This is a genomic window from Sporomusa sp., from assembly GCF_057736855.1.
Window position 1 is genome coordinate 1 of the sequence record NZ_JBYKYF010000034.1, and the last position, 15,758, is coordinate 15,758.

18 protein-coding genes and 1 other annotated feature are annotated in these 15,758 nt (G+C 43.5%); of the genes, 3 read left to right on the forward strand and 15 right to left on the reverse strand.

Features of this window, described 5'->3' with window-relative positions:
- Positions 1–1,296 (forward strand): SGNH/GDSL hydrolase family protein (locus tag AC29Z1_RS03880; protein WP_488270147.1); only part of this gene is annotated, 1,296 nt, incomplete at its 5' end.
- Here the strand turns inward: AC29Z1_RS03880 and AC29Z1_RS03885 are convergent.
- From AC29Z1_RS03885 to mobB, 11 genes are all read right to left on the reverse strand, one after another.
- The gene (locus AC29Z1_RS03885; RefSeq protein WP_488270148.1) at positions 1,265–2,173 is read right to left on the reverse strand and encodes a prephenate dehydrogenase; all 909 of its coding nucleotides are present in this window, start codon (positions 2,171–2,173) and stop codon (positions 1,265–1,267) included. The two genes, AC29Z1_RS03880 and AC29Z1_RS03885, sit on opposite strands and share 32 nt — an antisense overlap.
- Positions 2,170–3,186 carry a 3-deoxy-7-phosphoheptulonate synthase gene (gene aroF / locus AC29Z1_RS03890; protein WP_488270149.1) on the reverse strand — a complete coding sequence of 339 codons (1,017 nt, stop codon included), beginning with the start codon at positions 3,184–3,186 and terminating at the stop codon, positions 2,170–2,172. Before aroF (AC29Z1_RS03890) ends, AC29Z1_RS03885 begins: the two co-directional genes overlap by 4 nt.
- 41 nt (positions 3,187–3,227) lie before the next feature.
- Positions 3,228–3,471: a binding site (T-box leader), on the reverse strand.
- A gap of 52 nt (positions 3,472–3,523) precedes the next feature.
- The gene (locus AC29Z1_RS03895; RefSeq protein WP_488270150.1) at positions 3,524–3,838 is read right to left on the reverse strand and encodes a hypothetical protein; all 315 of its coding nucleotides are present in this window, start codon (positions 3,836–3,838) and stop codon (positions 3,524–3,526) included.
- Between the two features lie 19 nt (positions 3,839–3,857).
- Positions 3,858–4,103: a TIGR03905 family TSCPD domain-containing protein gene (locus AC29Z1_RS03900; RefSeq protein ID WP_488270151.1), complete on the reverse strand. Its 246-nt coding sequence runs from the start codon at positions 4,101–4,103 to the stop codon at positions 3,858–3,860.
- Positions 4,104–4,147: 44 nt separating this feature from the next.
- Complete coding sequence (locus tag AC29Z1_RS03905) at positions 4,148–5,785, reverse strand: putative manganese-dependent inorganic diphosphatase (protein ID WP_488270152.1); 1,638 nt, start codon at positions 5,783–5,785, stop codon at positions 4,148–4,150.
- A gap of 320 nt (positions 5,786–6,105) precedes the next feature.
- Positions 6,106–6,594 (reverse strand): MogA/MoaB family molybdenum cofactor biosynthesis protein, encoded by a 489-nt coding sequence (locus tag AC29Z1_RS03910; protein WP_488270153.1) that lies wholly within the window; start codon positions 6,592–6,594, stop codon positions 6,106–6,108.
- On the reverse strand, positions 6,587–7,027 hold the full coding sequence (locus AC29Z1_RS03915) for an MOSC domain-containing protein (RefSeq protein ID WP_488270154.1): 441 nt from the start codon (positions 7,025–7,027) through the stop codon (positions 6,587–6,589). The genes AC29Z1_RS03910 and AC29Z1_RS03915 overlap by 8 nt, the downstream gene beginning before the upstream one ends.
- Positions 7,028–7,507, reverse strand: coding sequence for a cyclic pyranopterin monophosphate synthase MoaC (gene moaC, locus AC29Z1_RS03920; RefSeq protein WP_488270155.1), 480 nt, complete (start codon positions 7,505–7,507; stop codon positions 7,028–7,030).
- Positions 7,508–7,800: 293 nt separating this feature from the next.
- Complete coding sequence (locus AC29Z1_RS03925) at positions 7,801–8,964, reverse strand: iron-containing alcohol dehydrogenase (protein WP_488270156.1); 1,164 nt, start codon at positions 8,962–8,964, stop codon at positions 7,801–7,803.
- 484 nt (positions 8,965–9,448) lie between these two features.
- On the reverse strand, positions 9,449–10,438 hold the full coding sequence (gene moaA / locus AC29Z1_RS03930; RefSeq protein WP_488270157.1) for a GTP 3',8-cyclase MoaA: 990 nt from the start codon (positions 10,436–10,438) through the stop codon (positions 9,449–9,451).
- A gap of 7 nt (positions 10,439–10,445) precedes the next feature.
- Complete coding sequence (gene mobB, locus AC29Z1_RS03935) at positions 10,446–10,940, reverse strand: molybdopterin-guanine dinucleotide biosynthesis protein B (RefSeq protein ID WP_488270158.1); 495 nt, start codon at positions 10,938–10,940, stop codon at positions 10,446–10,448.
- Positions 10,941–11,212: 272 nt separating this feature from the next.
- Here mobB and AC29Z1_RS03940 point away from each other — a divergent pair, with 272 nt between their 5' ends.
- Positions 11,213–11,878 carry a metal-dependent hydrolase gene (locus tag AC29Z1_RS03940; protein ID WP_488270159.1) on the forward strand — a complete coding sequence of 222 codons (666 nt, stop codon included), beginning with the start codon at positions 11,213–11,215 and terminating at the stop codon, positions 11,876–11,878.
- Between the two features lie 114 nt (positions 11,879–11,992).
- Here AC29Z1_RS03940 and AC29Z1_RS03945 read toward each other — a convergent pair whose 3' ends face one another.
- Both AC29Z1_RS03945 and nth read right to left on the reverse strand, forming a co-directional pair.
- Positions 11,993–12,445 carry an N-acetyltransferase gene (locus AC29Z1_RS03945; RefSeq protein ID WP_488270160.1) on the reverse strand — a complete coding sequence of 151 codons (453 nt, stop codon included), beginning with the start codon at positions 12,443–12,445 and terminating at the stop codon, positions 11,993–11,995.
- A 61-nt stretch (positions 12,446–12,506) separates the two neighbouring features.
- Complete coding sequence (gene nth, locus AC29Z1_RS03950) at positions 12,507–13,142, reverse strand: endonuclease III (RefSeq protein WP_488270161.1); 636 nt, start codon at positions 13,140–13,142, stop codon at positions 12,507–12,509.
- Between the two features lie 528 nt (positions 13,143–13,670).
- On the opposite strand from nth, the gene aroF (AC29Z1_RS03955) reads away from it, so the two are divergent.
- Entirely contained in the window at positions 13,671–14,684 is a 1,014-nt protein-coding gene (gene aroF, locus AC29Z1_RS03955; protein ID WP_488270162.1) for a 3-deoxy-7-phosphoheptulonate synthase, read from the forward strand.
- A gap of 402 nt (positions 14,685–15,086) precedes the next feature.
- On the opposite strand, the gene AC29Z1_RS03960 is transcribed toward aroF (AC29Z1_RS03955), so the two are convergent.
- Positions 15,087–15,338, reverse strand: a complete 252-nt coding sequence (locus AC29Z1_RS03960; RefSeq protein ID WP_488270163.1) for a GIY-YIG nuclease family protein — start codon at positions 15,336–15,338, stop codon at positions 15,087–15,089.
- Positions 15,339–15,447: 109 nt separating this feature from the next.
- The coding region (locus AC29Z1_RS03965; RefSeq protein WP_488270164.1) for a helix-turn-helix domain-containing protein at positions 15,448–15,758 on the reverse strand (311 nt) is incomplete at its 5' end.

Consider the following 15,758-nt stretch of genomic DNA (forward strand, 5'->3'; position numbering starts at 1 on the left):
CCAAATGTAGAGAGTAAATCACGGGAGCAATATACCACTCCAACTGATATCAATAGGCAAACGCCTAGAGTTGATCCAGTCAAACCAGAGCCCACTGTTTCCTATCCGGCTGACGCCCCGGCTTCTCTCCAGCCAATGCTTACCTGGACAGTTGTTCCTGGCGCAGTTTACTATGAGTTGGAATTGTTAGCAGCTTTGCCGGAAAACCCAAATGATACCCTTCCTTCTAAGCATCAACTCTATGTAACTCAGTCGATTTTTACCAACGGATATCATGCTGACTTATCCTGGTATAGCGGCAACCGGATTTACTGGCGTGTCCGCGCGCTTAATCATCAAGGCAACCCAATAGGAGTATTTTCCGATGCAGCAGAAGTTTGGATCGACCGAAATATTGTCCCGGTTATCTGTCCGCTAATTAATAACAGGCAACCGGCAACCCTACCAACACCACTCTACCCTGCCTATGCTTGGATACCTGTGACAGGGGCTGTAAGCTACGAAGTTGAACTCACCAATCGACCGCCAGAAAATCCTAATGGCGTTGAGCCATCGCGCCATCGCATTTGGAGCAAAATTGTTACTGGCCTGAATGATTGCTATGATGATCACCCCCGCATGGCCCCCGGTACATATTACTGGCGAGTTCGCGGCCTTGATGCCGTTGGCAATCCAGTAGGCGTCTACTCAGATACCGGCGAGTTCACCGTAAACCCAATTCGCAGACATTATGCGGCAACTTTTGGTGACAGTATTACTCATGGTGGCGGCGCCATCTCCTATTCCCCAGCTGATGCTGACTACAACTACCAGACATACCTTCATTTTCCGGCAATAAATCTGGGCAAAAGCGGCGATACGTCTGCAAGTATGCTGGCGCGTTTTGAACAAGATGTACTGCCATATAAACCAAAATATCTACTGATTCTCGGCGGCACTAACAGCCTGCGCGGTGGTATTCCCGCAACACAGGTAATTTCCGAACTTGCCGCCATACGTGACAAATGCTTGCTACATGGCATCAGACCAATATTTTTGACACTGCCACCCATTAATCCGGAAGCGATTGCGCGCATCTTTCAAGAAGAAACTGTACCTAACTGGCGAGAAGAATTTGATACCGTGAATAATTTTATCCGCCAACAACAATACCATATAGACATTGAACCTTTTTTTGCCGATAATAACCGTATGCTTCCTGAACATTTGGGTATCGATGGTCTTCATCTTGATATAACCGGAAAACAACTCATGGCCCAAATTATCAACGCCCATTGGACAAGGGTCGTCCGTTAGCTGTCTCTTCCAAGCGCAATAATTCATCCCGACGTTTTTTAGCACTAGCAAAAAAGCTATGAATCGTGGCTCGATCTCCTTGGCGGATGGCTTCCGCCACCTGGCTTAACAGCTGGCTAAATTTGGCTAAACTGTCAGCAATGGGTTGAGCATTGGTGATACAGATATCTGCCCACATATCGGCGTCAGAAGAAGCAATTCGGGTAGTATCTCGAAAACCACCGCCAGCTAGTTTAATGCTGCTCTCCTGATCACAGGAGTACTCCAGCAGGTTTACTAAGGCAGCCGCACCGATGTGCGGCATATGACTAATTAGTGCAGTACACCAGTCATGTTGTCCAGCTTCCATAAAGGTAATTTTAGCCCCAGTCCAGCCAATAACCTGGCAAACTGCTTCAATCGCCAGTTCATCACTGGACGAATCTGGGGTAAGAATATACCACTTATCATAAAAAAGCCTTGCATCTGCGGCCTCAATGCCGCTTTTTTCGCGTCCAGCCATAGGATGCCCTGGTATATAATGGACACCTTCGGGCAGCACAGCGGTTATCTGCTCAAGTAAAAGGCTTTTTGTACTGCCGGTATCTGTCAAAACAGCGCCCTTTCGAATATAAGGCGCTATTTCTTTTACCAGTGGGACGACTTGCAACACAGGTGTACACAGAAAAACCATGTCGGCGTTTTTTACACCTGTCTTAAAATCGCTAGTTACTATATCGGCAGCACCACTCTGTTGCGCTTTGACAAGGGACTGTTCATTGATATCCATACCAATAACTTCGATATTTGCACCTCTGGCTGCTTTGAAGGCTAAGCCAAGCGAACCACCGATCAGCCCCATACCGATAATCGCAATCCGCTCGACAAACAAGCTCATGGTATTCTCCTGTCTACTGCACGAGCAATGGCTCCCACATCATTCATCAATGCCTGGAAATTAGCTGGAGTCAGTGACTGATTACCGTCAGATAAAGCTTCTGCCGGATTGGGATGAACTTCAATCATAAGTCCGTCTGCCCCGCACGCAATGGCGGCTTTAGCCATAGGACGTACTAATTTCCACAAACCGGTCCCGTGACTGGGATCCACAATAACCGGCAAATGGCTCAAGTTCTTGAGTGCTGCCACCGCACTTAAATCCAGCGTATTGCGAGTATATTCTTCAAAGGTCCGGATACCCCGCTCGCAGAACATAACATTAAAATTGCCTTCACTCATAATATATTCAGCCGCGTACAACCATTCATTAATGGTAGCCGCTATCCCGCGCTTTAATAGGACAGGCATACCACTTTTGCCTACCGCCTTTAAGAGTTTGAAGTTTTGCATATTGCGAGCACCGATTTGTAACACATCGGCATAAGCGCTTACTACTGGTACTGATTCAACATCAACAACCTCGGTAACAATTTTTAGTCCGGTCAACTCTCTGGCCTCTGCTAACATTTCCAGCCCCTTTTCTTCTAGTCCCTGAAAAGAATAGGGTGAAGTTCGTGGCTTATAGGCGCCGCCCCGCAAAAATTGAGCGCCTGTTTCCTTCACAACCTGGGCTGCTTCCAATAGCTGCTCCCGACTCTCAACGGCACAAGGACCGGCCATAACCACAATATTGAGACCGCCAACAAGCACGCCACCTACATCAACCACTGTGTCTTCACTTTTAAATTCCCGACTGACTAGTTTGTAACCAGCAGTCACTGATATTGCTTTTTCTACTCCTGGCATGGCCTCAATCGGTAACTGCTCCATAAGTCTTTTCTCCCCAATTAAGCCAATAATGGTCCGAAGTTTACCTTTTGATAAATGAACTTTTAATCCTGCTCCGGTTACCCGGTCAATCACATTGTCAATTTCCGTCTGAGTAGCCGTTGGATTCATAACAATAATCATATCCATCGCCTCCGTATAAAATATAAAAAGTCTCATCCCTATACAGGGACGAGACTCTACTCGCGGTACCACCCTGCTTGCTTACTAGCAAGCCACTTTTTTCGGGTACAGGAAACTCCGATACCCTAGCCTATGATAACGGTGGCATCCGGCACAGTCTACTTGACAAACGTTCAACCTGCTGCTCGCGGGTGTATTTCAATATGCACGCCTACCGGGTCGCACCATCCCCCGGCTCTCTGAAAATAGCGTAGCCTATTTACTTTTCCCGTTCATTGCATTTGAATATATTATTGCACATGAATATAGCAGATAAAACTCTCGCTGTCAATAGAAATTAATTAACTTTCGTAAATGTTAAATTATACCACTCTGTCCCGCGTTTAGGCTGTTGCTCCCAGCCTGCCTGCAGCAATGCTTGTACCAAGTTTTCGAGAGCTTTTCGATGCCGCTTATTTTTTTCATCAGGAGTAAACGAGGTTGATATAAGTTCAATTTTTTCAGACCTCTTGATAATAGTGTGCGCATTGGGATGATCATCTATACCATTACTAACAAGTCGTGCCTGAAACTCGCCAATATCCCGCGGAAATATCCCCCAGCGTTCACTGGTAGTTTGATATACAATCTCACAAATAAGCACTCGTCTCACCTGTTACTCTCGAAATAGGTTACTTGCGATATAATGTCTCCAATGCCCTGGCAAACTGATCTGGGCAGGAGGTTTGTTTGTCACCACAAGTCAGTCCCTTAAGCTTATGTATAACATCCTCCACTTTCATACCCACAGCCAGCCGGCTGATACCAGCTAGATTTCCCGGACAACCTGACTGAAATTCTACTTTTTTTATAATTCCTTTTTCTACTTCGAACTCAATTTTTTTGGCGCATACACCATTTGTTATGTAAGTTGCCATGTATCTCATCCTTTCAATTAAATGGAATAAATTGAAATAAAGTATTACATTGTATCTCGGCGAGCTGCATCAATTAATGGCGGCACTACCTGTTTTTTGCGTGACATAACACCAGGCAAATACCAGATGCCGTCAGGGCCTCCCTCACCAAATGCAGCTGCGATGAGGCCTGACGGCTGCCCGTAATACAACAGATAAGTAGCCTCACTCAATATGTCAGTAACCAACAGTATCGCCATATTATATTGTTCTTTTTCGCAGAGGGCCGCTAGCGCACTATTTAACTGACTTTGCTGCTTTAACACTGTCAAAGGATCCATTACAGATATTTGGCTAATCGCAACATGATATTCACCGATCTGGAATTCTTTCAGGTCGGTAGCTACAATCTCGCCAGGCGTCAGTTTATCAACAACCGAGCCAGCTTTCAGCATGGCCATCCCAAATTCCTGGATATCAAGTCCGACGATTGCTGCTAACTTCTGGGCCGTATCGCGGTCTTTTTTCGCCGCCGTCGGCGATTTAAACAATACCGTATCTGAGATAATGGCAGCCAGCAGCAACCCTGCGGTAGTTTTGGGTATATGAATATTTCTATGCCAATGCATATTAGCAACAATAGTTGCAGTGGAACCTACCGGCTCATGCCTGATAAAAATAGGCTCACTGGTTTCCAATCCTCCCAGCCGGTGATGGTCGATAATCTCAATAATCTTAGCTTCCTCAATACCATCGACGGCTTGCGAACGCTCGTTGTGATCCACCAGAATTACCTGATCTCGTTCAGGGACAATCAACCGGTCACGATCAATAAGCCCTACTACTTTCCCGTTGCGCACCACCGGATAGTTTCGGAATCCAGTACGAATAATGACATTCTTTATGTCGGCAACCATATCGTCCGGTTTAAATGAGGTAACATTGGTTTTCATAACTTTTCCAACTGGGATACTCTGATTAATCAGCCGAGCACAAGTATACGTATCATACGGGGTGCAGAAAATATATGTTCCTGCAGCTTTAGCGGCAGCTACTACTTCTGGCTCTACTTCAAAATCGCCAGTTACAATCAGGCATGCTACTCCCCGCTTGATACAACCTAGCTGAATATTGGTACGATTACCGACAATAACAATATCTTCTTGTTGAATCAGTGTCTCCAAAGTCTGAGCACGGGATGCGGCAATTTTTACCTGACCTATAATGGGCTTGGCCAAATCATCACCACATACCACAGTAGCATTCAGACTGCGCAGAATTCCAGCATAGTCAACTCCTGCCTCCCGTAAATCTTGCATTCCCAACTCACTGACATACCGTTCGGCTAAATCTCCTACCGTAACGATTCCCACTAAACTGCCATCCGTTTCAACAACGGGAATTGATTTTACGTTATACTGCTTAATGAGCTGTCCGAGTTCTCGCAGTGTATTCCAAGGATGAATAGTAACGATTTTCTCATGCATTACGTCTTTAGCACGCGGATACATGTCAAGTAGTAATTGCGGGGGTTGTATGCCAAAGAAATCTAATACATATTTAGTTTCGGGGTTAATTTTCCCGGCGCGCACTGGAACGGCTTGTTCACCTAATGCTAACTTAAGTTGTGCATAAGCAATGGCTGAACAAATGGAATCAGTATCTGGATTTCGGTGACCTATTACATAAATGGGCTTGGACAAACCATTCACTCCTATGACGTTTCTTCTACTATAGCCTACTTTAATCTTTACAGGTTATTCGCTACAGCAGGGGTAATCCCCTGCAAAAGCATACGCAAGTAGTCAAATAGCACAAAAAGACACCACTATTGCCTATCGGCAAACTAGTAATGTCTCTTTATTATAGCAAATACATGTTTCTCAGCAAACCTGCTTTTATAAAGCTAAAACAACAGGATTCAGGGACGAGCTACTTCATATAGAAGAAAGTTAATCAAACAATGAGAATATTGATTATGAATATGATCATTAACAGAAGCTGCAACAATGTGAATACCGCATTAAGACCTAGCACACTCATTTGCTTCACCTTTCATAATCGCCAGCCCATGCTCCAACGCCGGCAGTATAGCTTCTAAACATTCTCGCACACCTTTAGGACTGCCGGGCAGATTAATGATTAGGCTGCGCCCGCGCAAACCTGCCACTGCTCTCGAGAGCATAGCCCGTGAAGTTTTTTCCAGCGATTTAGCGCGCATAACCTCTGGTATTCCCGGAACCTGTTTGTCAATTACCGCTAAAGTGGCTTCCGGTGTCACGTCACGCGGCCCAAGCCCAGTGCCGCCGGTAGTAAGAATAAGATCAATGTTTAGATGATCTGCCATATGAATCATAGCTTCGCTGAGAGCTTGCTGCTCATCGGCAACAATTACATAATGCTTAACCTCACCTAAACCAGCCAACACTTCAGCTATAGTTTTCCCGCTTATGTCTTCCCGTTCGCCGCGTGATCCTTTATCACTGGCCGTAATAATACCAATACTATACATTTTCAATCACCTCAATAGTATCACCGCACGAAACTTTTCCACCTGCTACAACAATGGCAAATATTCCTTCTCTCGGCATGACACAGTCGCCGGCCTGATAATAAATGTTGCAGCGTGTATGGCATTCTTTACCGATTTGACTAACTTCAAGCAAGGCTTCGCCAATCTTTAATTTAGTGCCGACAGGCAGAAGCGGCAAGTTTAGTCCTTCGGTGGTTAAATTTTCAGCAAAATCTCCAGGATGAACATCAAGCCCCATTTGGCGCATCTTTTCGATGCTTTCTAACGCCAGCAAACTTACTTGGCGATGCTGAAAACCGGCATGAGCATCTCCCTCAAGCCCCAGACCGACCAGTAAATTAGCTTGTCCGACGTTTTTTTTGCGTTCCCCTTTGTTTTTGCTGGTACAAACCGCAACAATTTTTCCTTGCATTTATTTATCCTCCCTAACATAGTCACCGCTTTTGCCGCCAGATTTAGCCGCTAAACGGACATACTCAATTGTCATACCTTTATCAACTGCTTTACACATATCATAAATGGTTAAGGCCGCCACGGAAACTGCTGTTAACGCCTCCATCTCCACTCCGGTTTTGCCGGTAGTCTTAACAGTGGCTTTAATCTTAATAGCACTTGCCTCTTCCTCAATATCAAATTCCAGGTTGACCCCGGTTAATAACAGCGGGTGACACATTGGAATTAAATCCCACGTCCGCTTGGCACCCATGACTCCGGCTACCTGAGCCACTCCTAATACATCGCCTTTCCCCATTGTCCCTTGCTTTATCAGCGCAAGCGTGGCAGGCTTCATGCTAATTCGGCCTTCTGCAATAGCCTCCCGCTTTGTTTCCTCTTTCAGCGTAACATCAACCATACGGGCTTTACCGGAGTTGTTGAAATGTGTAAGTCCCACTATGATTACTCCTTCCTATACTACTATTTAGCTGGCTTCTCGTGGTCTGCCTCCCAATAATGTTTCATATCTTCTAAAAATTTGCCATTTATTGAACAAATCCTGCAATCTGTTAACACCAATTTATTTCATAAAATTATTACTTATATTACACATAAGCATTATAGTATAATTCGTTATTAACATACTTTTCTAGCCGTTTTTAACATGAAGATAAAAATAGATATTAATTTAATGAGCCCGGCAAATCTACCGGGCTCATTTGTACCAACGTGATAATCTTGATTGCTTGCTTAGATGGCAGCTCTATATATGGCCTCAATTTCTTCTTGCGTTGCTTGTTTCGGATTAGTCAGACCGCAAACATCTTTCAGCGCATTAGCAGCTAATGTTGGAATATCACTTTCCTTGAATCCTTTAAGATCTTTAAGGCCTGCAGGAATTCCGATATCAGCAGAAAGTTCCCGAATAGCACTAATCGCTGCGGCTGCAGCCTCTGCAGGTGATAATCCGGATACATCTTTACCCATCGCTTTGGCAATTTCAACAAATCTCTCAGGAACAACCTTCGAATTAAAGTCTTCAACAGCCGGAAGCAAAATAGCATTGCAAACACCATGAGGCAGATCATAGAATCCACCAAGCTGATGGGCCATGGCGTGTACATATCCGAGGCTGGCGTTATTAAAGGCAATGCCGGCAAGATATTCGGCATAGGTCATCATTTCTCTAGCTTCCATATCATTGCCATCGGCAACTGCTCTTCTTAAATAGCGGGAAATCAGTTCCATAGCTTTCAAGGCAGCACAATCGGTAACCGGGGTAGCAATTGTTGAAACATACGCTTCTACTGCATGGGTCAACGCATCCATACCCGTAGCAGCAGTGAGGGCTGGCGGCATAGCAACCATTAATTCAGCATCATCAACAGCGATAACTGCCGTTGTATGCCAGTCAACAATAGCCATTTTTATATGCCGTACTTCATCAGTTATAATACAAAAACGGGTCATTTGGCTGGCAGTACCTGATGTTGTATTAATCGCAATGAGAGGCATTTGCGGTTTAGCTGATTTATTGAGACCTTCGTAGTCTTCAATCTTGCCACCATTAGTTGCAACCAAGGCAATACCTTTTGCACAGTCATGAGGCGAACCGCCACCAAAAGATATAACAAAATCGCACTCATTATCTTTAAGCAGTTTCAAACCTTCATTAACATTGCTAACTGTCGGGTTAGGCTGAACACCATCAAAAATAACATATTCTACATTAATTTTATCAAGCACATCGGTGAGTTTTTTGATAAGTTGTATTTGGACAAGAACTTTATCGGTAACAATTAACGCCTTTTTAAACCCCATAGGTTTAATATAATCAGCGATATCTTCCAGACAGCCAACCCCCATCAGGGTTACTGGAGGCATAAAATAACCATAAGATTTTTTCGCCATCATCAAAACTCCTCTCATTCTTTAGTTTTTCTCCAAATACCCATAACCAAGCAACTCATCGAACCGGGATATCTCATAAATACTGAACGAAGGTAACTGATTCACCTCCCGTTAGCCAAATTCCGGCGTCCATATCCCAACGCGTTGGATTATTGGACTATGTGGTTCAAAGCCACTGTTTCCGGTGTCGTACTCACATCCATATTACATTGCAACTTTCATGCCATGATCACTCAGTTTGGTAAAACATGGAATTCAGAGGGTTTTATCAATTAATGTTAGTTCCCTATTTCACAATTGTTTGAAATTGTGTCATTTGTGTCTTCCTTTTGTTACATATGTATCACACTTATATGACACAATGCTTGTATCCAAAAACCATAACTGCACTCTAACAATCTATCAATCCTTGCAACATCTGGTAAACCTAAGCATAGCCAATTTGCAAAAAAAAAAGAGATTGTTACAACAATCCTCTTTTTTAGAACTATCCGCCGATTTGCGACATTTTTCGAAAAAAATTCGTTGTTTTTTGGGAGTTTGTCAATGTATGCCCTTCAGGTTTATGGGAAATAACAGTATAAAATAGTTTCGCTATGACATCATCACTAGCTCCACTGCGGAGTGCGGCCTTAATATCCACTTCTTGATTGGACAATAAACAGGGTTTGAATTTTCCATCCGCTGTCAGGCGAATTCTGTTGCATGCACCACAGAAATGGTCTGATATTGGCGTTATAAATCCCAAGGTGCCTTTAGCCTGCGGCAAACTAAAGTATTTGGCCGGACCATTGCCACGAATATTCGCCATCGGTTGTAATTCTCCCCTGCCTAGCCCATGAATCATTGTTTTTATTTCTGAAACACTGGGCCCTGGACCAACCCGCGAATCGCCAATCGGCATATATTCGATAAACCGGACAGATATTGGCTCACGGTGTATCAGACTGACAAAATACTCGATATCATGCTCAGTAATTTTTTCTGTCAATACCACATTAAGCTTTACTGGTGTCAAACCTACCGCCAAAGCAGCACGTATGCCCTTAATCGTATCGGCAACATTACCACCGCCAGTAATGAATCTGAACTGTTCCGGGTCGACTGTGTCAAGACTAATATTCACTCGATGCAAGCCAGCCTCTTTCAGTGCTCCGGCCATTTCGGCTAGTAAACTGCCATTGGTAGTCAAGGATAAATCAGTTATTGTATTTAGGTCAGCAATATTGCGAACAAATTCAATAATCCCCCGCCGTACCAAAGGCTCACCGCCTGTTAAGCGAATCTTGGTTACACCATGTTGACTTACAACCCGAATAACCCGAAGAATTTCTTCATAGCTGAGAATATCATCATGACTTAGCATTAGAACACCTTGCTCCGGCATGCAATAAGCACAGCGAAAATTACACCGATCAGTTACCGAAACCCGTAAATAATTGATTTGGCGGTTATATCCGTCATGCACAGCACTCATTCCTTTGCTATTTCATTTTCAATACATTCTCTTCAATAAAGTCTGCCATCGCTGAAGAATCATCAAGCGGAAAATGCATTACATTATCATAAAGTACAGTATCACTCACCACCGCAAGCAGCTCTGGCCTATAACCAAGGGGAAGATTGCCTGCTGCCTGACGATATACTTCAATCTTTGGCATAGCTTCGTGCTTATACCCTTCGGTAAAGATGATATCTACATGATCAATATAGCTAATAATTTGTGCAAGTGATAATTCCTGGTCACTGGTTTTCAGCATGGCCAACTTATGTGATGAAGCTAGGCAAACGATATCAGCGCCAGCCTGGGCGTGCCGCCAAGTATCTTTCCCCGGCTTGTCCATGGAAAAATTATCATTATGATGATGCTTAATAACTGCAAGCCTGTATCCTCGTCGTTTCAACTCAGCAATTAATTTTTCCAAATAGGTTGTCTTACCACTGTTTGACTGACCGATAACCGATATTACCGGAATCATTCTACCGCTCCTTTGTTAACCATTCATATTTTAAAAATTCTTCATTATTGTTAATTAACCTTCTTGCAAAACCGGAATTTGGAGTTACAATATTGCTTATATAGTAGCAAAAATTTACAGACACGTTTAACTCAAAACACCAGCAATAGTGCATTTATTATACGAACACATCTGGAAGAATTTCTGTATAGTTCTCGCAACAGCAGGAATTTATTAGGCAATGTTGTAAAAAATACTATAATACCGAATATTACATGGAGGTGTACGCAACGATGACTACCCTTACATTTTATGGTCATGCTTGTTTTACCGTAACACATAATAATACAACCTTGCTATTTGACCCTTTTTTTAGTGGCAATCCTGTGAATCCTGCTACCGCTGATGACATTAACTGCAATTATATTTTGGTCAGTCATGGTCATAATGACCACCTTGGCGATACATTCGCTATTGCCAAACGCACCGGGGCCACGGTTATAGCTACTTTTGAGCTGGCTTCTCTGGCAGAACAGCAAGGCTGTGCTACTATAGGCATGCATCTGGGCGGCAAGCGTTCTTTTGATTTTGGTTATGTCCGGATAACTCCAGCCTTCCATGGAGCGGGTGTCCCTGGCGGTCATGCCTGCGGGTTTATTGTCAACTTTTTCGGTAAATCCATTTACTTCGCTGGCGACACAGCCCTTTTTGGCGATATGGCCCTTTTAGGACGCCTGGAAAACATCGACTATGCCCTGCTGCCAATCGGCGATAATTTCACTATGGGGCAAGATGATGCAGTGGAAGCCGTCAAGCTTCTCCAGCCAAAAACCGTAATTCCTATGCACTACAATACCTGGCCGCTTATCGCTCAATCACCAGAAGATTTTGAAGTCAAAGTCAAAGCACTAAGCATTCCTGTCCAAATTATGAAGCCAGGTCAAAGTATCGAACTATAGGCCAGAACCGACCCGCGTGAAATCCTTTAGAAACGTTAGTTTACTCTTACATCACCAGAATTTTAATCATAAAAAACATGTCCTCTATCAAAATTTTGATAGAGGACATGTTTTTTATAATTCCTTAACCATTGCGATTTCGTCACAATTGGGGAATTTAGGGCAATTAATGCACTCTTTCCACATTTTATGCGGCACACTCTCTTTGGCTACTTCTTTAAAGCCTAACTTAGCAAAGAAACCTGGTTGATAGGTTAATGCGAATAAAGTTTTCACGCCAAGTTCTTTTGCTTCTTCAGTAAGTCTGTTTACAATTTCACGGCCGATTCCACGCTTAGTCTTACTAGGATGAACAGCTAAAGCCCGAATCTCAGCTAATTCATTCCATACTAAATGCAATGCGGCAACACCGACAACTTGACCATCTTCTTCTGCTAAAATAAACTCCCGCAGACCCTCATACAAGGTATTCCGCGACCGCGCCAACATGAGTCCTTGTTCAGCATAATCATTAATCAGTTTAATAATGTCTTCCACATCACTAAACTTCGCTTTACGAAAAATCACTGCCCATCCCCCCAAGAATTTGGTATTATTATACAACATTATTAATATTTATACAATATCTTTATTTACCATGACTGCTTGGACACAAATGATGTAAAAAACACTCTGCGCATGCTGGATTCATTGCCTTACAGATTTTGCGTCCATGCCAAATAAGCCAGTGGTGGGCATCTCCCCATTTGTTCCGGGGAATCACTCGCATTAGCCCTTGTTCTACAGCCAACGGCGTGTCACCTACTGCCAGCTTCAGCCGGTTAGCCACCCGGAAAACATGAGTATCCACAGCAATGGCAGGTACACCAAAGAGTTGACTTACCAAAACATTGGCGGTTTTCCGTCCTACTCCTGGTAATTTGATTAAATCCTCAAAGCGTTCCGGTACCTGTCCCCCAAATTCCCGGCACAATATCTCGCAGGTTGCCATTATATTTTTCGCTTTACTCCGAAACAAGCCACAATCACGAATAGCTTCTTCCAGCCCAGCCTGCCCTAATTCGAGAATCTTTTCCGGTGTATTATAACGAGGAAATAGGCGAGCTGTGATAATATTCACCCTGGTATCTGTACATTGAGCAGACAAAATTACGGCAATTAGCAGTTCAAACGGCGTTGAATAATTCAGCGCGGTTGTAGTATCTTTATAATATTGTTCCAATAATGCAAGCATTTCTTGCTTAACAGCTTTAGTTACTCGCACACCTGCGCCTCCATTTTCAGCTTATCGCTACAACGTCTAGCAGCTATCTAGTTAAACTATTATAAACTATACAACCAACAATCGCCAGTGTCAATTTTTTGGTGCAGTTGCCATTCATGCCTGTCAGTTAACCAATACCATCACTAAATTTCACGATCACGAACATTTGTATTTATAATTCAATCAATAAGTTACACTATACTTATCATTCATCTTTATTTCATATAGATATTGACACTTTTAAATTATCTGGTATAATGAATACATAGTTTTAAAATACTTTGTCCAAACAGGTGCTTGCCATGAAACCAATTACTATTAATTTATATACAAAGCAATACTTTTTCTTTTATGCTTGGGCCAGCTTTTTTGGCGCAAGTTTTTTGGCATTCAATAAATTATTAACACCTATTTTGCCACTGAGTCCTTAATCTAACTAGAACTGTTGTTATAACAGCAAACCTAAGGCTCAATGAGCTTTAGGTTTTTTTTATTATAGATTATAAACACATTCTGGGGGCGTTAATTATGGTTATTGTATTAAATACTTCGGCTACCTCTGAGGAAATCGAGAAACTAAAACTAGAATTAGAAACCTATGGCTGCAGCGTTTGGCCTACCTACGGTAAGTTTCAAACCATTTTAGGAATTGTCGGTGATACTGGCAAAATTGACCGTGACTATCTGCTGAGCAAACCATATGTTGAAAAAGTATTGTCTGTACAAGAGCCATACAAAAAAGCTAACCGCTCTTTCCATCCAGAAAACACCATCATTCATGTTGGCTCGCAAAGCATTGGGGGAAATCAACTGGCTATTATTGCCGGCCCTTGTTCGGTGGAAAGCCACGAACAAATTATCAGTATAGCCCATGCCGTTAAGGCTGCTGGCGCTGGTTTCCTGCGCGGCGGTGCTTTTAAACCACGATCATCACCATACAGTTTTCAAGGTATGCAGGAAGAAGGTCTTGAACTGCTTAAGCTGGCCAGAGAAGCTACCGGCCTGCCTATCGTCACCGAAATCATGTCAATTAAACAATTGGAGCAATATCATGAAGATATTGACATTATTCAAATCGGTGCCCGCAATATGCAAAACTTCGACCTATTAAAAGCTGCTGGCCAACTCAGGAAACCCATTTTGCTAAAAAGAGGCCTCAGCGCAACGATTGAGGAACTGCTCATGTCTGCAGAATATATCTTAGCAGGCGGGAATGAAGAAGTTATATTATGTGAACGCGGTATCAGGACATTTGAAACCTATACACGTAATACCCTAGATCTTAGCGCCGTACTGGCAATCAAGCGTCTCAGTCATTTGCCGGTCATTGTCGATCCCAGCCACGCTGCCGGATTATGGTGGATGGTTGAAGCACTCTCGAAAGCCGCTATTGCCGTAGGTGCTGACGGAATAATTGTCGAAGTTCACCAAGACCCAAGTAATGCAAAATGTGACGGTCAACAGTCCATTAAACCGGAACGTTTCGCTGCCCTGATGCAGTCCCTGCGAGCCATAGCACAGATTGAAAACCGCACGCTATAGGCTACACCAGTAGGATTTGAGGTATGATAAAAATCATGCAAAATCCCGAAAAAAGAGCTACGCCTGTTATATTCTGGCGTAGTTCTTTTTCTATGCGATAACCATCCTGTACTCTGCCAGCAGTTCCATCTGCCACCGGAATTTGATTCGGCGATAATATAACAGGCTAGTGGTAAGAATATCAAGCAAGTCAGGCAGAACGAACATCCACTTTCACATCATACAATGTGCTGGCTGCGGCCCGGTCAGCGCATTTACGGAACGATCACCATGAAACTTGCATTGTTTACTAACAGCATCGTAAGAATTCACCAAAATATAGAGTACCTCCCACGAACGAATACAGGCCAGGGGTGATGTTCCGGATCGCCGCTGACACTTACTGGGTAACCCCAATTCCAATTATATAACAGTAAACCCAGCTATTAGCTGCTCTTTGTCTTTGTGTTTAAGCTGTTTTATCGCATATTCACGTTTTCGCGCCTGCCGCTCATCTGGCTGGAGTTCGTAGTAGACCAGAGTCACAGGCAAACGGCTGCGGGTATAGCGGGCGCCACTGCCATTATTGTGAGCAGTTATTCGAGCTTCAAGATTAATTGTCCAACCAGTATACAAACTGCCGTCTGCACACCTTACAATATACGTATATGGCATCAATAACATCCTTACTTCGATTGCGAGTGCCGCAACCATTCATGTAGTGTCGCATTTCCAATATATAATGCGCATATAATAATTTCTTTCGTAAAAATAAAAAATGCCGTTATTTTTCATGGCCTGCAGCTCCAAAATGCTTACACAAGACAGCCTTAATCGCTGCATAGCTCACAGCGTCAGGTAAAGCCTCTTTGAGCGGCTTTAACTGCTTGCCGCCAATTTCTTTGATCTTGGCAATAATTAATTCCTCATATTGCGCCGGAATCAGCCGGTCCCATTCAACAGCAATCCCTTCGTGCGCACAACGTACCAAATGGTTTTGTATAGTAGCTATGGTCAAACCCCTGGCCTTAGCAATAGCCTCCAAGTCATTCCCCTGGCGGTACAGTGCTAGCGTTACCAAGTGGCTGGGTTCGG